Below are 19206 nucleotides of genomic sequence, written 5' to 3'. Positions count from 1 at the left end.
GTCCGCGCACCGGGGCTGCCGTGGGTGTGCGCGTGCCACAGCACCCGCCCGTCGGAGGCGTACACCACCAGGTTGCCGTCGGGCTGGGCCACCACCCGGTACTCCCCCGACGGCGAGCGCAGCGACTCCCCGGCCCCGAGTGCCTGGCCAGGGCGCAGGAGCGCCGTCCCTGCGCCCGACGGTTCGGGGTCTGTCGGGCCGGGTTCCACAGGGGTGTCGTCCGCTGGTGTCGTCACCGAGACGGTGGCACCGGACACGGAGGTGCTGACCACGCTGAGGGTGAACGTCCCGCCGAGGACCGTGCGACTGCCGGCCGGCAGCACCGTCTGCTCGTCCGCAGCCCAGTCCTCCTGCGCCGACGGTGTGCCGTCGAGGAGCAGGGACGTGTCGCTCCGGGGACCGGGCCCGTCGACGTGCACGAGCACCCCGGTGTCGAGGCCGTGACCGCTGGCAGGGGCGAGCCAGGCGTCCCGGCTCACGGCGGCGCGGTACTCGACCCAGTAGCGGGTGGACCACGAGGTCAGCGCGAGCACGCGGGTGCCGCTGCGGCTCCCCATCGGGGTCAGCGTGTAGGTGCCGCCGGTCCCGGTGGACGAGGTGGACACCCGTGCCGAGGCAGGCAGCACCCCCAGCCGCGCGGCGTGCGGGGCGTTGAGCGAGCCGACCTGGCCCCAGGAGATGCCCATGACGTCGTACCAGTCCCAGTACCCCACCGTCCGGCACGGGGCGGACTCCGGGGAGGCGTCGCACTGCACCGCTGACGCGTGGCCGAGGCCGAAGTTGTGCCCCAGCTCGTGCGCGATCACCGAGGTGGCGGTGTCCCGCACGTAGACCAGACCGCCGTCACCGGTGCCCGAGCCGATCGTCCCGAGGCCATAGGCGCAGGAGGGGGTGCCGGCAGGGACGTAGAGCAGCAGGTGCTCGCCGGGGTCGCCGGCCCAGCCGACGGCACCGGCCACCTCCTCCCACAGGGCCAGGGGATCGCGGCAGTCGGCCGTCGTGGTGGTCCAGTCGCGGCTGCGCGTCACCGAGACGGTGACCGCGCCGTCGGTCTGCTCGCGCCAGAAGTCCCGCACCGGCCCGTCCACCGCGGCGACGACGTCGGCCAGCGTGGTGCCGTCCCGCGGCGCTCCACCCGGCTGCACCATCACCACCGTCACCGCGTTGGTGTGCGGGGCGGTGGCCGCGGCGGGCTCGGCCGGGGCGACGACCTGGGCGTCGACGACGTCACGGGCGGGTGCCAGGCCCTGCTCCAGGGTCGCCTCGTCGCGGACCTCTCGGCCCACGGTGACCTCGACGGTCGCACCCGCCTCGATGTCGGCGACGTCCTCGGTGGGGACGCGGACGGAGCCGTCGTCCCCGGTGTCGATCCAGCTCAGCAGCGTGTCCCCGGCGTCCTCGGCCGGGGCGCCGGGCGTGTGGCCGGAGTGCTCGGGATCGGCGAAGGCCTGCACCAGCTCGCCGACGACGGTGTCCCCCGGAGCCGGCTCCTCCGCGGCGGCCGGGCCGGCCAGCAGCAGCGGTGCGGTGACGGCGGCGAGGACCGCGGCCGCCAGGGGCCGCGGGCGGGAGGCGAGGGGCACGGGGAACTCCAGGTCAGGGGCGTCGGTGAGCGGCGCTCGCCTCTGCATCGGCGCGTCCGCGCGGGAACTGGACCCCTCGGCGGAGGGAGTGCTCAGCCCCGCCGCGGGAGGACCCGGCGGCCGGCCAGCACCGCCCCGCCGAGGCACAGGACGCCGCCGGCGGCCAGCGCCGGGGTGGTCCAGGAGCGGCCGGCCGGCTGGGTGGCCGCGGCCTCGACCGGCGCCGCGGCGGCGGGAGCTGCCGGCGCGGGGACCTCGGCCGGCGCCGCGGCGGGCACCACCGGCGCCGGAGCCGGCTCGGCGCCGGCGGGTGCGGCCGCGGACCGGGCCGGGGCCGCCGTACCGCCCGCGGGCAGCTCCGTCGGCACCGGGGCGGCCGCCACCGGGGGCGCCGGAGCCGGGACCTCGGCCGCGCGCACCACGGTCACGGTGGCGCCGGCCGGGGTGACGGCGTCGACGGTGACGGTGAACCGCCCGCCGGCGACGGCGACCGGCACGCCCGGGACCAGCGCGGCCTGCAGGTCGGCGTCCCAGCCGGCCCCGGGCGACGGGCTGCCGTCGAGCAGCAGCGAGGTGTCGGGGAGCGCCCCGGACCGGTGCAGCAGCACGCCGCTGTCGAGCCGGTAGCGGTTGTCGCGGGCCAGCCAGTCGTCGCGGCCGACGGCGGTCCGGTACTCGAGCCAGTAGTCGGTGCCCGCCGGGTCGGTCAGGCGCAGCACGCGCGTGCCGGCGCCGCCGCCGAGCGGGGCCAGGGTCGCCGTGGTCGTGCCGGGGCCGGCGGTCTGCGTGGCGGCGGGGGGCAGCGCGCCGAGCCGGGCGGCCTGGGCGGCGGTGAGGCTGCCCAGGTGGTCCCAGGAGGCGCCCATGACGTCGTAGTAGTCGCGGTAGGCGGCGGTGCGGCAGTGGCCGGTCTCGACGGCGGTGTCGCACTGCAGGCCGCTGGAGTGGCCCAGGCCGAAGTTGTGGCCCAGCTCGTGGGCGATGAGCGAGGCGCTGTCGTCGCGGACGTAGAGCCGCCCGCCCGACGCGGTCCGGGTGCCCACCTGACCCAGGGCGTAGGAGCAGCCGGGCAGGTCCTCCGGCTGGCTGGTGACGTAGAGCAGCAGGTGCCGGCCCGGTCCGGCCTGGAAGCCGACGCGCGCGGCGGCCTCGTCCCACAGGGCGGTGGGGTCGCTGCAGCCGGCGGCGGTGCTGATCCAGTCGTGGGCGGCGGTGACGCCGACGGTGACCGCACCGCCGGTCTGCTCCGACCAGAAGCCGGCGACCTCGCCGTTGACCGTGTCCACGACGTCGGCCAGGGCGGTGCGGTCCGGCGTCCCGCCGGCCGGGGCGACCATGACCACGGTGACCTGGTTGGTCACCGAGCCGGCCGGCACGGTGGTCGCCGGCTGCGGGGCGCGGAGCACCTGGGTGTCGAGGACCTCGTGGGCCGGCTGGAAGCCGTCCTCCCCGGCCTCGTCGCCGGTGGTGCCGCCGACGGTGACCTCGACGGTCGAGCCGACCCCGATGCCGGCCAAGGCGTCGGTCGGCACGCGCACCGAGGACCCGTCGGCCCCCTCGACGAAGGTCAGCGGCTCGGCGTGGGCCTCGTCCGCGTGCCGGCCCTCGAGCGGGGTCTCCGGCCAGGCCTGCACCAGCTCCCCGACGACCGTGGTGGCACCCGCGTCGTCGGCCTGCGCCGCCGTTCCCGGGCCGGCGCACAGCGCGACGACGGCACCGGCCAGGGCCAGCGACCGCGTCAGGACTCGGGAGGCGTGCATCCCTCCCGGCATCGGCGGCCCGGTGTCCCGTGCGCACCATCGGGACCCCGCCCGTTCCACCCGTCACAGGCGCCCCGTCACGGGCGCCCCGGGCGTCACGCCAGCGCGTCGGCCCCCATCAGCCTCCGGCCGGCCTCGGTGATCGAGCCCGACAGCGAGGGGTAGATCGCGAAGGTCTGCGCCAGGTCGCTGACGGTCAGCCCCTTGGTCACCGCGAGCGCGATCGGCAGGATCAGCTCGCTCGCGCCCGGCGCCACGACGACGCCGCCGACGACGACGCCGGTGGCCTTGCGGGCGAACAGCTTCACGAAGCCGGCGCGCAGGTCGCTCATCTTGGCCCGGGCGTTGGTCGCCAGCGGCAGCCGGACGACGTCGAGGTCGTGGCCCTCGGGCAGCGTCTTCTCCTGGACGCCGACGGTGGCGATCTCGGGGTGGGTGAAGACGTTGGCCGACACCGTCTTGAGCCGGATCGGCTGCACCGCCTCGCCGAGCGCGTGCCACATCGCGATCCGGCCCTGCATCGCCGCGACGCTGGCCAGCTGGAAGACGCCGGTGACGTCGCCGGCGGCGTAGATGCCCGGCACGTTGGTGCGCGAGACCCGGTCGACGACGACGTGGCCGGACTCGCTCAGCTCGACGCCGGTCGCCTCCAGGTTCAGCCCGGCGGTGTTGGGCACCGTGCCCACGGTCATCAGCGCGTGGGAACCCTCGACGGTGCGGCCGTCGGTCAGCTCGACCAGCACGCCCTTCTCCGTACGGGTGACACTCGCCGCCCGGCCGCGCTCGGCGATCCGGCCGCCGCGGGCCTGGAACACCTCGGCGATGACGTCGGCGGCGTCGGCGTCCTCGCCCGGCAGCACCTGGTCGCGGGAGGAGACGAGGGTGACCGGCACACCGGCCTCCAGGTAACCCGAGGCGAACTCCGCGCCGGTGACGCCGGAGCCGACGACGACGAGGTGCTCGGGCAGCTCCTCGAGGTCGTAGAGCTGGCGCCAGTCGAGGATGCGCTCGCCGTCGGGCTCGCTGCCGGGCAGCACGCGGGGGTCGGCGCCGGTGGCGACGAGGACGACGTCGCACTCGAGGGTGCCGGTGACGGCGTCGTCGCGGTCGAGGACCTCGACGCGGTGCTCGACCAAACCGCGGGCGGTGTCGGCCAGCCGGGCCTGCCCGGCGAGGACCTCGACGCCCTCGGCCACGAGCCGGGCGTGGATGTCGGCCGACTGGGCCACGGCCAGCCCCTTGACCCGGGCGTTGACGGTGGGGAGGTCCAGGCCGACGGTGGCCAGGTCGGTGCCGCGCATGCCGAGGACCGAGGAGTCGCGGACCGAGGTCACCGTGCCGGCGGCGGCGATGAGGGTCTTCGACGGCACGCAGTCGGTGAGCACGCTGGCCCCGCCGAGGCCGTCGCGTTCCACGACGGTGACCTGCGCGCCGAGCGAAGCGGCCACCAGCGCGGCCTCGTAGCCGGCCGGGCCGCCGCCGATGATGACGATGCGGGTCATGGGGTCTCCTGCGTCGCGGAACGGGGTGCGCTCCCATCGTCCCAGGCCGGGCACACGGTGTCGGCAGGCTCACGGGTCGCGCGGGCCACACCGGCCGTAGGCTCCCCGGCGATGGGTCTCTACGCCGCGTACGGGTCCAACATGGACCCCGCCCAGATGCTGCGCCGCTGCCCGTCCTCCCCGCACGTGGGCACCGGCTGGATCCGCGGCTGGCGGCTGACCTTCGGCGCCGAGGAGCTGGGCTGGGAGGGCGCCCTGGCCACCCTCGTCCCGGCCGACGACCCCGACGCGCCCGGCGTCTTCGTCGCGCTCTACGACCTCACGTCGGCCGACGAGCGCGAGCTCGACGCCTGGGAGGGCGCCGACCGCGGCCTGTACCGCAAGCTCAACCTGCGGGTGCACACCCTCGGCGGCGACGTCGTCGCCTACGTCTACGCCCTCGACGCCTTCGAGGGCGGCCTGCCCTCGGCCCGGCACCTGGGCGCGATCGCCGACGCCGCCGAGGCCGCCGGCGCCCCGGACGACTACCTCGCGGACCTGCGCGCCCGCGACTGCCGCTCCACCGGCCCCTGACCGCCTCGATGGTCCCGTGATCATGGCGCCGTGACCACGTCCGGACCCCCCCGGATCGGTCACGGCGCCATGATCGTGCGGCGGGACGCCCCGACGAGGTGACGCCGGGCCGTCGCGACCATCCGCTCGTGCTGCCGGTAGACATCGACCGCGGTGAAGTGCAGCAGGCGCCACCCCCGCTCGGTGAGCCAGTTGTGCCGGTCGCGGTCCGCCGCGAGCTGCGACCGCGTCATGTGGGCCTCCAGCCCGTCGAACTCCGCACCGACCAGGTGGTCCTCCCAGCCGAGGTCGAGGCGGTGCCGGCGTCCTCCGTCACGCACCTCCACCTGCACGCGCGGGACCGGCAGGCCGGCGACGAGGAAGCGCCAGCGCATCCGCGACTCCATCGGTGACTCCGCGCCGCCGTCGGCCAGGGGCACCAGCCCCCGGAGCCGGACGACACCGCGCAGACCCCACTGCCGGGCACAGGCCACACCCAGCTCGTCCCGCGTGCACCACCCCGACCGCAGCGCGCTGTCCAACGTGGCGAGCGCGTCGACAGGAGCGCCCAGCCGGACCACGTCGCAGGCGGTCCGTGCCGGAGGGGTACACCAGACGCCACGCCGCCGGACCGCGTCGTCCGTCCCCAGCGACGACGGGTGGACCTGCAGGCCGCGCAGCCGCCGGTTGTCCAGGTCCGGCGGGCCGAGGAAGTGCAGCTGGCGGGCAGGCGGCGGGACGTCGGCGTGGACGTCGAAGCCCCACAGCTGCGCCGCCGTCGAGTGGCAGGCCACGAGGTCACCGCCCAGCCACAGCGACGCGGCACGCACCACCGCCGCAGCCGGGTCCTCGACGCCGCCGTCGACGTAGACGCCCGGCCACGGCGTTGCCCGCCACGTCCCTTGACGCAGCAGCCGGCGCACCTCGGCAGGCGTGGCGACCGTCAGGGCCTGGTCCCTCGTGAGGACACCACCCTGACCGTCGATGGTCCTGAGCAGTCCGGATCGCACCCGACCGACCCTGGCGCGACCCGCCTCCGCGGCCGCCGCACGACGTGAGCCCGTGGACAGTCGCCGACCTGGGGATACGCCCGATCATGGCGCGGTGACCACTCCGGAGGCCCCGGACGCGGTCACGGCGCCATGATCACGGCGAAGAGGCGCCGGTCCGGCCGAGGAAGGTCTCCAGCAGCTGCCGCGCGGCCAGCGCCGGGGTGAGCTCCCCGGCCAGCACCGCCTCCTCCAGTCCGGGCGCCGACGCCCGGACGGCGGGGTGCGACCGCAGCCGGTGCTCCAGGCCGTCGCGCACCAGCTGCCAGGTCCAGCGCACCTGCTGGGCGCGGCGCCGCTCGTCGAAGGCGCCCGACGCCCGTGCCCGGTCCTGGTGCTCGACCAGCTTCCCCCACACCTCGGCCAGGCCCTCGCCGGTCAGCCCGGCGCAGGTGAGCACCGGGACCGTCCACTGCTCGTCGTGCCCGCGCAGCATCCGGATCGCCCCCGCCAGCTCGCGGGCGGCCTTGCGCGCGTCGGCAGCGGCCGGCCCGTCGGCCTTGTTGACGGCGATGACGTCGGCGATCTCGAGGATGCCGCGCTTGATGCCCTGCAGCTGGTCGCCGGTGCGGGCGAGGGTGAGGAACAGGAAGGAGTCGACCATCTCCGCGACGGTGACCTCGGACTGCCCGACGCCGACGGTCTCGACCAGCACGACGTCGTGGCCCGCGGCCTCGACGACGACCATCGACTCGCGCGTCGCCTGCGCCACCCCGCCCAGCGTGCCCGCGGTCGGGGCCGGCCGGATGAACGCCCGCGGGTCGACCGCCAGCCGCGCCATGCGGGTCTTGTCGCCGAGGATCGACCCGCCCGAGCGCGCCGACGACGGGTCGACGGCGAGCACCGCGACCCGGTGACCGGCCGCGGTCAGGTCCACCCCGAGCTGGTCGATGAAGGTCGACTTGCCCACGCCGGGCACCCCGCTGATGCCCACCCGTCGCGCTCCCCCCGCGTGCGGCAGCAGCTCGACCAGCAGCTCCTGCGCGCGCTCGCGGTGGTCGGCGCGGCGCGACTCGACCAGGGTGATCGCGCGGGCCAGCGCCCGGCGGTCCCCGCCGAGCACCCCCTCGACGAGCGCCGGGACGTCGGGAGCGGGCATCAGTGCCCGAGTCGCTGCGACAGCGTCCGCAGCAGCTCCTGCGCCGCGTCGGCGATGACCGTGCCGGGCGGGAACACCGCGGCCGCGCCCATCTCCCGCAGCCGCGGGACGTCGTCGGGCGGGATGACCCCGCCGACCACGACCAGCACGTCGTCGGCCCCGAGGTCGGCGAGCGCCTGCTTCAGCGCCGGCACCAGCGTCAGGTGGCCCGCGGCCAGCGAGGAGACGCCGACGACGTGCACGTCGGCCTCGACCGCCTGCCGGGCGACCTCCTCCGGCGTCTGGAACAGCGGGCCGACGTCGACGTCGAAGCCGAGGTCGGCGAACGCGGTGGCGATCACCTTCTGCCCGCGGTCGTGGCCGTCCTGGCCCATCTTGGCGACCAGGATCCGGGGACGGCGACCCTCGGCCTCCTCGAAGGCCGCGGTCAGCCGGCGGGTCTCCTCGAGCGGCCCGGAGCGGCCGGCCTCGTCGCGGTACACACCGGAGATGGTGCGCACCTGGCCGGCGTGCCGCCCGTAGACCTCCTCCAGCGCGCCGGAGATCTCCCCGACCGTCGCCTTCGCCCGCGCGGCGTCGACGGCCAGCGTGAGCAGGTTGGCGTCGAGCTCGCGGCCCCGGCGCCCCTCGGCCGCGGCCCGGGCGGCGTCGGTGAGCCGGCGCAGCGCGTCCCGGACGGCGGCGTCGTCGCGCGAGGCCCGCAGCTGCTCGAGCTTGGCCTTCTGCTGGGCGAGGACGTCGGCGTTGTCGACGCGCAGCACCTCGATCGCCTCGTCGGCCTCGACCCGGTACCTGTTGACGCCGATCACCGGCTGGCGGCCGGAGTCGATGCGCGCCTGGGTGCGGGCGGCGGCCTCCTCGATGCGCAGCTTGGGGATGCCGTCGTCGATGGCCTGCGCCATGCCGCCGTGCTCGGCGACCTCCTCGATGTGCGCCCAGGCGCGGCGGGCCAGGTCGTAGGTGAGCTTCTCGACGTACGCCGACCCGCCCCACGGGTCGATCACCCGCGTCGTCCCCGACTCCTGCTGCAGCAGCAGCTGGGTGTTGCGGGCGATCCGCGCCGAGAAGTCGCTGGGCAGCGCCAGCGCCTCGTCCAGGGCGTTGGTGTGCAGCGACTGGGTGTGCCCCTGGGTGGCGGCCATGGCCTCCAGGCAGGTGCGGACGACGTTGTTGTAGACGTCCTGCGCGGTCAGCGACCAGCCCGAGGTCTGCGAGTGGGTGCGCAGCGACAGCGACTTGTCCTGCCGGGCACCGGCCTCCCGCATCAGCCGGGCCCACAGCAGCCGGGCCGCGCGGAGCTTGGCGACCTCCATGAAGAAGTTCATGCCGATCGCCCAGAAGAAGCTCAGCCGCGGCGCGAACGCGTCGACGTCGAGCCCCGCGTCGGTGCCCGCCTTCACGTACTCCACGCCGTCGGCCAGCGTGTACGCCAGCTCCAGGTCGGCGGTCGCCCCGGCCTCCTGCATGTGGTAGCCGGAGATGGAGATCGAGTTGAACCGCGGCATCTCCTGCGAGGTGAAGGCGAAGATGTCGCTGACGATCTGCATCGAGGGCCGGGGCGGGTAGATGTAGGTGTTGCGGACCATGAACTCCTTGAGGATGTCGTTCTGGATGGTCCCGGCCAGCTGCTTCGGGGCGACGCCCTGCTCCTCGGCGGCGAGCACGTAGAGCGCCAGCACCGGCAGCACCGCGCCGTTCATCGTCATCGACACCGTCATCCGGTCCAGCGGGATGCCGTCGAACAGCTGCCGCATGTCCAGGATCGAGTCCACGGCCACGCCCGCCATGCCGACGTCACCGACCACCCGCGGGTGGTCGGAGTCGTAGCCGCGGTGGGTGGCCAGGTCGAAGGCGATCGACAGGCCCTTCTGGCCGGCGGCGAGGTTGCGCCGGTAGAACGCGTTCGACTCCGCCGCGGTGGAGAAGCCCGCGTACTGGCGGACGGTCCACGGCTGGGTCGTGTACATCGTCGGGTAGGGCCCGCGCAGGAAGGGCGGCAGGCCGGGGTAGGTCCGCAGGAAGTCCAGCCCGGCCAGGTCGGCCGGGGTGGCCAGCGGCGGGACGGCGATGCCCTCGGGGGTCTCCCAGGTCGCCTCGCCGACGCCGCGCCCGGTCGCCTCCTCGAACGCCTTCGCCCAGTCGTCGGCGCCGGCGCCCGCCGCCGGGCGGCCCAGCTCGACGGAACCGAAGTCGGGGATCCCGCTCATGCCCGCTCCTCAGTGCCATTTGCGCGATGAAGGCCCAGCTGCTCGTGGACCGTCCGGAGCACCGCCAGCGCGTCGCACCCGGCGTACACGTACCCGTCGACGCCGTCCACCCCGAGCGACGGCTTGCCGGCCAGCCACACGGAGCTCGCGCCGGCGGCCCGCAGGTCCGCGGCCAGCCCGGCGGCCGACTCCGCGTAGTCGGCGTCGGTGCCGCAGATGCAGGCCACCGTCGTCCCGGCGCCGGCGAGGCCGGAGGCCCCGTCGCCAGCAGGTGTCGCCACGCCCCCGGCCTGGAACAGGTTGCCCGCGAAGGTGGCCCGGGCGGTGTGCCGGGCGACCGACCCGATCGTGGCGAGGTAGACCCGCGGCCGCTCCGCGGCGGCGTCAGCGCGGTCGCGCAGCTCCTCGTACTCCTGGGCGGCGCGCACGCGCGGCAGCCCGCCGGTGGGGCGGAGTTCGGCGGCCGGCTGCCGATCGGGCAGCTCCTCGGTCGGGTTCGGGAACTCGCTGACACCGGTGATCGCGTCGGCGCGCGTGGCCAGCCGCTTCGCGCGGGCGTCCCAGGCGGCAGCCAGCCGGTCGCGGACCAGCCCCGACGACAGCGCCGCGGCCAGCCCGCCGGCCCGCTCGATCTCGGTGAACCAGGCCCACGCCGCCCGGGCGAGGTCCTCGGTGAGCGACTCGACGTACCAGGAGCCGCCGGCCGGGTCGAGCACGCGGGCCAGGTGCCCCTCGTCCACCAGCAGGCTCTGGGTGTTGCGCGCGATCCGCCGGGAGAAGGCGTCGGGCAGGCCGAGCGCGGCGTCGAACGGCTGCACGGTCACGACGTCGGCCCCACCCACGCCGGCGGCGAAGCAGGCCACCGTGGTGCGCAGCATGTTCACCCAGGGGTCGCGCCGCGTCGTCATCACCGACGACGTCACCGCGTGCTGGCGCTGGGCGCGGGCCCGGGGCGAGGCGCCACTGACCTCGCCGACGCGGTCCCACAGCCGGCGGGCGGCGCGCAGGCCGGCGATGGTCGTGAACTGGTCGGCGGACGCGGCGTAGCGGAACTCCAGCTGCGCGAACGCCTCGTCCACCGCCAGGCCGCCGTCGGTCAGCGCCCGCAGGTAGGCCACCCCGGCGGCCAGCGAGCAGCCGAGCTCCTCGACGGCGGTGGCCCCCGCATCGTGGAAGACGGTGCCGTCGACGACGACGGTGCGCCAGCCCGACGGCGCCCGGCGGGCGAGACCGGCCAGCCCGGAGAGGTCCTGCTCCTCGCCGGAGGCGGCGTGCACGCCGAGCGGGTCGAGGCCCAGCGAGCCGCCGGGTGCGAGGTCGGTGCGACCGTCGACGTGGGCGAGCAGCGCCTCCGCGGCAGCCGGGCCACCGGAGACGGCGACCGGCGCGAGGTCGAGGTAGACGTCGGCGAGCACCTCGGGCAGCGCCGCCACCGGCACGGCGCCCTCGCCGAGGACCAGCCACAGCGAGGTGACGCCGTTCTCCAGGTCGGCCGCGACCGCCTCCTTCGTGACGGCGACGTCGGGGTGCGCGTGCCGCTGCCGCACGTCCCAGCCGGCCGGTGTGCCGCGGTCGGGGTCGGCGCCGGCGCGGGCGCCGCGGACGAAGGGCGGCAGTCCCGGCACGCCGACGGCGGCAGGCAGGTCGCCGGCGTCGTCGGCGTCGTAGAGCGGCGCGACGGTCACCCCGGTGGCCACGGTGCGCCGCAGGGCGTCCTCGACCGGGTCGGGCAGCTCCTCGCGGCCGGCCTTGCGCAGGACGCCGGCCACCAGCTCGCGCCACCGGTCGCGGTCGACGGCCGGGAAGCCGCCGGCGAGGGACAGCTCGTCGGGGACGGCGTGCTCGGCGGGGACCTCGTCCTCGCCGGGTGTCGCGGTCTGCTGGCTGTTCATCGTCGAACCCCCGGCGTCGGCTCCTCGTCGGGACCGTTCTACCGGCGCTCGCCGGGCCGTGGACGCGCGGGGTGGGTGGCGGTCGGCGCGCCGGCCGCGTGCCCCGTCGTGCCGGCGTCGGCGGTCAGGGCGTGCAGCGCGGTGCGGACCAGCAGCCGCACGCCCACCCCGATGGCGCGCTCGTCGACGTCGAAGGTGCCGCGGTGCAGGTCGAGCGGGGCACTGCCGCCGTTCGTGCCCAGCCGGGCCAGCGCGATGGGCAGGACGTCGGCGAACCAGCCGAAGTCCTCCCCGCCCATGCTCTGCGGGGACTGCCGGACGTTCTCCGCGCCGACGGTCTGGATGGCCGCGGCGCGCAGCAGCGCCACCGCGCGCGGGTCGTTGACCACCGGCGGCACGCCGGGCACGTACTCGACGTCGACGCGCGCCCCGGTGGGGGCGATGACCTGCTCGACCAGCCGGCGCAGCAGCGCCTCGGCGTCCTTCCACTGCTCGCGGTCGAGCACCCGCACGGTGCCGCGCAGGGTGCCGCGCTGCGGGATGGCGTTGGGCGCGACGCCGGCGTTGACCGCGCCCCAGACGAGCGAGAAGCCGGCCCGCGGGTCGACCTGCCGGGAGAGCAGCCCGGGCAGGTCGGTGATGAGCCGGCCGAGGGCGTCGACGAGGTCGACGGTCAGCTGCGGGCGCGCGGTGTGCCCGCCGGGCCCGGTCAGCGTGACGTCGACCCGGTCGCAGGCGGCGGTGATCGAGCCGGTGCGCAGGCCCACGGTGCCCACCGGGATGGCCGGGTCGCAGTGCAGCGCGAAGGCCCGCGACGCGCCGTCGAGGACACCGGCGGCCACCACGTGGGTCGCCCCGCCGGGGACGGTCTCCTCGGCCGGCTGGAACACGCAGCGCACCCGGCCGGGCAGGGAGTCGAGCGCGGCCAGCGCCAGCGCCGCGCCGAGCACCACGGTGGTGTGCACGTCGTGGCCGCAGGCGTGGCACATGCCCTCGCGGGTGGAGGCGTAGGGGACGTCCTTGAGGTCGGCCAGCGGCAGCGCGTCGATGTCGGCGCGGAGCACGACCGTGGGGTCGCCCGAGCCGACCTCGACCACCAGCCCGGTGCCGCTGGGCAGCCGCCGCGGCGAGAGGCCCACCTCGACCAGCCGCTTCTCGAGGTAGGCGGTCGTCTCCACCTCGGCGAAGGCGAGCTCCGGGTGCGCGTGCAGGTGCCGGCGCACGCCCACCAGGGAGTCGAACCGGTCGGCCACCCACGTGTCGAGTCCGGCGGCCAGCTCCTCGGGGTCGCGGGTCATGCGGCGTGCCCGCCGGCGCACGCCGACGGACCCGGCACGGGACCGTCCGGGCCGCTGGCGGGGCCGGCGGCGGGCAGGCCGTCCCGGAGCTCGGTGAGCAGCGCGTCGACGACGGCGCGCAGGTCGCCGCCGGAGGCCTGCGCCGCCGCCCGCTGCCGCTGGTAGGAGGCGCCGACGGCGAGCACCCGTTCCACGCCGGCCAGCTCCGCCTCGCAGCCCAGCCGGCGCGCGGTGGGCGCGAGGTCCTCGGCGAGGTCGAGCAACGCCTGCCGCACCGGCCGCACCGTGCCCTTCTCGTCGACGATGACGTCGGCGTCGAGGCCGTAGCGGGCCGCGCGCCACTTGTTCTCCCGCAGCACCCACTCCGGCGGGGTGGGGAGGGTGTAGCCGCGGTCGAGCTGGCCGTCGAGCTGCTCGACCAGGCACTGCGACAGCGCCGCGACCACGCCGACCTCCTCGAGGGTCGGCAGCCCGTCGCAGATGCGCAGCTCCACCGTGCCGAAGCCCGGGTGCGGGCGGATGTCCCACCAGACCTCGCGCACGCTCTCGATGGCCCCGGTGGTGATCAGCGTCTCCATGTAGGTCTCGAACCCGGGCCAGTCCGGCAGCTGCATGGGCAGCCCCGCCGTCGGCATGCCCTCGAAGACCTTGCTGCGCGCCGAGGCCAGGCCGGTGTCGCAGCCGACCCAGAACGGCGAGGACGCCGACAGCGCCAGGAAGTGCGGCACGTACTGAGTCAGCGCGTTCACGATCGGCATCGCCTTGTCCGGCGAGCGGACGCCGACGTGCACGTGGACGCCGAAGATCTGCAGCCGCCGCGCCAACCACTGCATGCGCTCCACCAGCTGCAGGTAGCGCTCCTTGGGCGAGATCAGCTGGGTCTGCCAGTCGGTGAACGGGTGGGTGCCCGCGCACAGCAGGCCCAGCCCGCGCCGGTCGGCGGCGGCGGCGACCTCGGCCACCGTGGCGGCGAGGTCGGCGGTGGCCTCCTCGACCGTCGTGCACACGCCGGTGATGACCTCGACGGTGGACTGCAGCAGCTCGTGCTTGGCCTTGGGGTGCTCGTGCTCGCCCTCGGGGCAGATCTCCTCGAGCACCTCGATCGCGCCGGCGGTCAGCTCCCGGCTGTCGCGGTCGACCAGCTGCAGCTCCCACTCCACGCCGAGACTGGAGCGCTCCGAGGAGGAGAACGGGATCTGCACGCCGGTGAGTGTAGGGAGGTTCACGGCCGTCGGCCGGGCCACCGCAACCGGACCGCAACCGCTGCCGACCGCTTCCGCAACCGCCTCCCGCTGCCCTGGTCACATCGCCGGGACCCGCCCGGCGCCGCCGCCCGGAGGTACCCGTCATGTCCAGCCGCCGCCCGACCCGCACCCGCGTCCTCACCGGTGCCGCCGCCGTCGCCACCGTCCTCCTCGCCGGTCTGACCGGCTCGGCGGCGCTGGCCGACCCGCCCGCCCTCGACGACCGGACGCCCTCCTGCAGCGAGCTCCTCGGCCAGGTCGACGACTGGCCCGGCACCGGCCCCGACGGTCAGCAGCTGTACTCCGACGCCTTCGAGCAGCACCTGCTGTCCCAGCCGGCCTGCGCCACCCCGTCGGCCTGAGCCCGGGCCGTCGGGTCCACGACGCCGACCGCGGACCCTCCCGGCCCCGCCGTCCCGTCGACGGCGGGGCCGGAGCCCGTCCGGAGCTCCGCCCCACCGTCCCCGGGCGGCGGACGGTGGGGCGGCCCGGCGCCTCAGCCGAGATCCGTGCAGGTGGGCGCCCACTCCCGGTCGGGCAGGTACCGGTCCCACTCCGCCGCGGTGAGGTCCCGTCCGACCACGGCGCAGGCCCGGTCGAGCCACGCCGACGGGTCGAGCGGGTACCGCCGCCCCGGACGCTCCCCGCCGAGCGCCACGAGCTCGTCACCGGCACCGGGGACCAGGTGGGCGAACCCCTCCCCCGGCTCGGTGGAGGCCGGTAGAGGGCGTGCCCGGACCAGCTGGCGGGCCGTGTCGAAGAGGGACACGCGGCCGTCGGCACCCGCGGTCACGGCCGTGCGGTCGTCCGGCAGCCACTCGACCTGCAGGACCGCGTCGTCGTGCACGTCCACCGGGTCGCCGGACCACTCCCAGGAGCCGGTGTCCAGCACGTGGACGAGCCCCAGCTCGCCCCCAGCGGCGAGCCGGCGCCCGTCCGGCGAGAACGACAGGTCGTAGAGCCTGTCGTCCTCGGCCAGCGGCAGGATCCGGTCGATCTCGAGGGTCCGGGCGTCCAGCACCACCAGCTCGGCCGCCCCGGCATGCGCCACGGCCAGCCGGCTGCCGTCCGGGCTCGCCTCGATCGACTGCGGCGCCCCGATCTCCAGCCGGTCCAGGCGCTGCCAGCTGCCGACCTCGACGACGACGAGGCCACCGTCGAGGTTCGACCCGAGGCGTCCCTCGGCGCACAGCAGCAGGCGAGAGCCGTCGGGTGTCCAGCCGGCGCACCAGACGGGCTCAGCCGTCAGCGGCTCGCCCTGCAGGTCCGTGTCGCCCGTGGGCTCGAGCGCGATCCGGGTGAGCTCATCCCGGGTCCGCGTGTCCAGGACCGTCGTCGCCAGTCCTGACGTGACCGCGACCGTGCGCCCGTCCGGGCTGACCGCGACCGAGGAGCCGTGGGACGCCCCCTCCAGGGTGTCCCCCACCACGACCTGGTCGACCACCTCCCCGGTGGCCGGGTCGAGGAAGGCGGCGGCGACGCTGCGCGTGTCCGGCCGCGGGGCGAGGCGGTCGATCGGGTCCTCACCCACCCCCGGGTCGGCGCCCACCGCCCGGGTCGGCGCCACCAGGAGCCCCTCGGGCTCGACCAGTTGAGGCCGGTTGGAGACGTAGCGGTCGGGCAGCGGCGGGTATGTCCCGCCGAGGCCCCCGTCGGCGGCCATGTCCCACTCGACGACCGTGTCGTCCACCGACGCGGTGAACAGGCGGCTGCCCGTGCCGTCCACGAAGGCCTCGACGACGTCCGCGTCATGTCCCGGCAGCGACTCGCGCCGGGTCCAGCGCCCGGTCGCCGGGTCGACGTCCCACACCACCACGGCCGCGCCGTCTCCGACCGTGGCGGCCCAGCGGCCGTCCGGGGAGACGGCGACGTCGCGCACCGTCTGCTGGTGACCGGTGAGCAGCTGCACGGGGCGGCCGGTCCGGTCGTAGAGCGTCACCGCGCCGTCGTCCCAGAGCTGTGCGGCACCGGAGGCCAGCGCGCGGAAGGCCGTGGTCCGCGCGTCGCGCGACTGCCACTGCACGGGTACCCCACTCGCGTCGGCGAGGCCGACGAGGCTCGCCAGCGGCTCGTCCATCGCCCACAGCACCGCGGCCGCGGGGTGGTCGCCGGCGACGTGGCCGAGCACCTGGTCCGGTGGGATCGGCAGGGAACCCCCTGGCCGGGACTCCAGGCGGGTACCGGTCCCGGGGTCGAGCACGGTCACCGCCCACTCGGCCGCAGGAGCCTCCCCGCCGCCGGCGTCCGCCACGACGAGCAGCTGCACCTGCCGCCCGTCCGCCGTGAAGGACCCCGCCACGGGGGTGCCACCGACCTCGTCCCCGCTCAGCAGCAGCCGGTCGGCGCCGGCCACGTCGGCGCGGCGGACCCACGGGCCCACCTCCGTGGCCCCGAAGCCCACGATGACGTCGTCGACCGGTGAGGCGGCGGCCGCCCGCCAGCCGCCCCACTCCTCCAGCCCCTCGACGGCCCGAGGTAGCGACGTCGGCCCCACCTCCCAGGTCACCAGCTCGCTACCGACCCCCAGGAACAGCGACCGCCCGCCGCCGGCGAGGACCCCGCCACGGACGCGCCCGGGGACCGGGACGGCGCGGACCGCCCGCTGGTGCGCCAGCACGGCGGTCAGGAGGGCGTCCTGGGTCTCCGGGGTGTCGGCGAGCCGCTCGGCCTGGGCGGCCAGGAGGAGGGAGACGTCCAGCCGCCCGGCCGTCGTCGACAGGGCGGCCAGCCGGTTGGCGTCGGCGACCAGGGACGCCCGCTGGGCGTCCCTCTGGGCGCGTACCGCGACCACCGCGACGAGGAGGACGGCGACCAGCACCGCCGCGAGCCCCACGGCCAGCGAGCGGGTCCGCCGCCGGGCCGCCGCCTCGCGGTCGGCGCGGCGGTGCGCCGCCTCGAGTTCCGCGTCGGCCGCGGCGCGGGAGGCGTCGATGAAGGCCCGCTCGACCGGGGTGGGCTCGTCGCCGGCGCCGGCCGCCCAGTCCAGCGCGGCGGTCAGCCGGGCGCCGCGGTACAGCTCGTCGTCCGGGCGCCCGGCGCGGTCCCAGTCGCGGGCGGCCGGGGTCAGGTGCCGGCGCACCGCCCGCCCGGCGGCGTCCTCCTCCAGCCAGCGGGCCAGCCGCGGCCAGGCGGTCAGCAGCGCCTCGTGGGTGACCTCGAGGCGGTCGGCGTCGACCGACAGCAGCCGCCGGGCGAGGAACTCCTCCACGACGGCGCGCCGCGCCCCGTCGGTCCCCAGGTCCGCGGTCGGCAGCGGCCGGCGGACCAGCGCGCCGGCGTCGTCGACGTCGGCCAGTCGGACGAACAGCCGGCGGGCGAGCTCGCGGCCCGGCTCGTCGAGCGCGGCGTACGCGACCTCCGCGGAGCGGGCCAGCGCTCCCGCGACCCCGCCGGCGGACACGTAGCCGGCCAGGGTCAGCAGGTCGCCGCGGCGCCGCTCCCAGGTGGCGACCAGCGCCGCCGACAGCAGCGGCAACGCCCCGGGCCGGCCCAGCCCGTCGGCCACCACGGCGTCCACCAGGTCGTCCTCCGCCCGCAGTCCCACCGCCGCCGCCGGGTCCCGGACCACCGCCCGCAGCTCGGGGTCGCTCATGGGCGGCACGAGGACGAGGGCCGCGCCGAGGCGGTCGACGAACCCGGGGTGCTCGGCCAGCCGGCCGACGGCGTCACCGCGGACGACGACCACGCAGCGGGCCACGGCGCCGTCGTCGAGCAGGGCCAGCACGGTGTCGAGGAACGCCGTCCGCTCGGCCGGGTCCACCCCCGGGGCCCACAGCTCCTCGAACTGGTCGCAGACGAGCAGCACCGGACGCGGCGGCGGGTCCTCCGCGGTCAGGTCGGCGAGCGCGTCCACCGGACGGCGGCCGGGCAGCAGCACCAGCGGCTGCCAGCCGGCGCTGTGGGGCAGCGCGCCGGCGGCCAGGGCGGGGACCAGGCCGGCCCGGACCACCGAGGACTTCCCCGCGCCGCTGGGCCCGGACACGGCGAGCAGCGGCGCGTCGACCAGCCGGGCGACCAGCGTGGCGACCAGGCGCTCCCGTCCGGCGAACAACGACGCGTCCTCGGCCCGGTAGGCCCGCAGCCCCATGTACGGGCAGGCGCCCGACGCCGGTGCCGGCGGTGGGACGGGGGCCGGTGCAGGGACCGGGTCGAGGGCCGGGTCCTGGGCGAGGACGGCGGCCTCCACCGCGCGCAGCGCCGGCCCGGGGTCCGCCCCGAGCTCCTCGGCGAGCACCGCCCGCGCCCGGCGGGCGGCGCCCAGGGCGTCGGCCTGCCGGCCCGCGCGGTACAGGGCGAGGACCAGCAGCCGCCACCACTCCTCGTGCAGCGGCTGCTCGGCGACCATCCGCTCCAGCTCGGGGACGAGCGCGGCGGCCTCCCCCAGCGCCAGCCGGGCCTCGGCGAGGGCGGTCAGCACCCCGTCGCGGAGCTCGGTGAGGCGGCGCCGCTCGGCCTGCGCGAAGGCCGCGTCCGGCCAGTCGGCGTACGGGTCGCCCCGCCACAGGTCCCGGGCCGCGCACAGCAGCTCCGCCGCCGCGGCCGGGTCCCCCGCGGCGAGGGCGGCGCGGCCGCGGGCGGCGAGATCGGCCAGTGCCAGCGCGTCGAGGTCGGCCCGCTCGACGGCCAGCGCGTACCCGGGCCCGCGGCGGACGACGTGCCGGCCGGTGGAGCCCCGGGGGCGGTCCGGCTCGAGGGCGCTGCGCAGCCGCACGAGGTGGGCCTGCAGCGACTTGCGGGCGGAGGCGGGCGGGTCGCCGTCCCAGAGCTCCTCGGCGATGCGGTCGGTGGACACCACCCCGGGCGCACCGGCGGCGAGGACGGCGAGCAGCAGCCGCTCCTTGGCGCCGGGCACCGGCACCGGGGCACCGTCCTCCCCCCGGACCTCCAACGGTCCGAGAACCGCGATCCGCACCCGGGAAACGGTAGGAACCGCCCCCGCCCGGCGGCGGGTCCGCGGCACCGCCGGTGGGCCCCGCGCGCGCCGCCGTCCCGCTGTACCCGGTCGGCGCCGGTACGTGAG

General features: G+C 76.7%; 12 protein-coding genes. 2 read left to right on the top strand and 10 right to left on the bottom strand.

All coding sequences use genetic code 11. From position 1 onward, the window contains the following. The 3 genes from ACI79V_RS17310 to ACI79V_RS17300 all read right to left on the bottom strand — a co-directional run. Positions 1 to 1631: reprolysin-like metallopeptidase (locus ACI79V_RS17310; RefSeq protein WP_456891151.1), on the bottom strand; the 1631-nt coding region annotated here is incomplete at its 3' end. Positions 1632 to 1675: 44 nt separating this feature from the next. Beyond that, entirely contained in the window at positions 1676 to 3343 is a 1668-nt protein-coding gene (locus ACI79V_RS17305; RefSeq protein WP_456891149.1) for a reprolysin-like metallopeptidase, read from the bottom strand. Between the two features lie 95 nt (positions 3344 to 3438). Then, positions 3439 to 4845, bottom strand: a complete 1407-nt coding sequence (locus ACI79V_RS17300) for an NAD(P)H-quinone dehydrogenase (protein WP_456891148.1) — start codon at positions 4843 to 4845, stop codon at positions 3439 to 3441. Positions 4846 to 4956: 111 nt separating this feature from the next. Here ACI79V_RS17300 and ACI79V_RS17295 point away from each other — a divergent pair, with 111 nt between their 5' ends. Further along, entirely contained in the window at positions 4957 to 5418 is a 462-nt protein-coding gene (locus tag ACI79V_RS17295) for a gamma-glutamylcyclotransferase family protein (protein ID WP_456891146.1), read from the top strand. Between the two features lie 59 nt (positions 5419 to 5477). On the opposite strand, the gene ACI79V_RS17290 is transcribed toward ACI79V_RS17295, so the two are convergent. From ACI79V_RS17290 to ACI79V_RS17265, 6 genes are all read right to left on the bottom strand, one after another. Further along, the gene (locus ACI79V_RS17290) at positions 5478 to 6407 is read right to left on the bottom strand and encodes a hypothetical protein (protein WP_456891144.1); all 930 of its coding nucleotides are present in this window, start codon (positions 6405 to 6407) and stop codon (positions 5478 to 5480) included. A gap of 136 nt (positions 6408 to 6543) precedes the next feature. Beyond that, positions 6544 to 7545, bottom strand: coding sequence for a methylmalonyl Co-A mutase-associated GTPase MeaB (gene meaB / locus ACI79V_RS17285; protein WP_456891143.1), 1002 nt, complete (start codon positions 7543 to 7545; stop codon positions 6544 to 6546). Next, on the bottom strand, positions 7545 to 9752 hold the full coding sequence (gene scpA, locus ACI79V_RS17280; RefSeq protein ID WP_456891141.1) for a methylmalonyl-CoA mutase: 2208 nt from the start codon (positions 9750 to 9752) through the stop codon (positions 7545 to 7547). Before scpA ends, meaB begins: the two co-directional genes overlap by 1 nt. Next, positions 9749 to 11644 carry a methylmalonyl-CoA mutase family protein gene (locus ACI79V_RS17275; RefSeq protein ID WP_456891139.1) on the bottom strand — a complete coding sequence of 632 codons (1896 nt, stop codon included), beginning with the start codon at positions 11642 to 11644 and terminating at the stop codon, positions 9749 to 9751. The genes scpA and ACI79V_RS17275 overlap by 4 nt, the downstream gene beginning before the upstream one ends. 38 nt (positions 11645 to 11682) lie before the next feature. Continuing rightward, positions 11683 to 12942, bottom strand: a complete 1260-nt coding sequence (locus ACI79V_RS17270; RefSeq protein WP_456891138.1) for an amidohydrolase — start codon at positions 12940 to 12942, stop codon at positions 11683 to 11685. Next, positions 12939 to 14144: a glutamate--cysteine ligase gene (locus tag ACI79V_RS17265; RefSeq protein WP_456891136.1), complete on the bottom strand. Its 1206-nt coding sequence runs from the start codon at positions 14142 to 14144 to the stop codon at positions 12939 to 12941. The genes ACI79V_RS17270 and ACI79V_RS17265 overlap by 4 nt, the downstream gene beginning before the upstream one ends. A 146-nt stretch (positions 14145 to 14290) precedes the next feature. On the opposite strand from ACI79V_RS17265, the gene ACI79V_RS17260 reads away from it, so the two are divergent. After that, complete coding sequence (locus ACI79V_RS17260) at positions 14291 to 14548, top strand: hypothetical protein (RefSeq protein ID WP_456891134.1); 258 nt, start codon at positions 14291 to 14293, stop codon at positions 14546 to 14548. A gap of 134 nt (positions 14549 to 14682) precedes the next feature. On the opposite strand, the gene ACI79V_RS17255 is transcribed toward ACI79V_RS17260, so the two are convergent. Next, positions 14683 to 19098, bottom strand: coding sequence for an nSTAND1 domain-containing NTPase (locus tag ACI79V_RS17255; RefSeq protein ID WP_456891132.1), 4416 nt, complete (start codon positions 19096 to 19098; stop codon positions 14683 to 14685). Between the last annotated feature and the right edge of the window lie 108 nt (positions 19099 to 19206).

The sequence above is a fragment of the Geodermatophilus sp. SYSU D00700 genome (genome assembly GCF_054050255.1).
The sequence above is the reverse complement of the archived record's forward strand: the minus strand, read 5'-3'. Positions and strand labels throughout refer to the sequence as shown.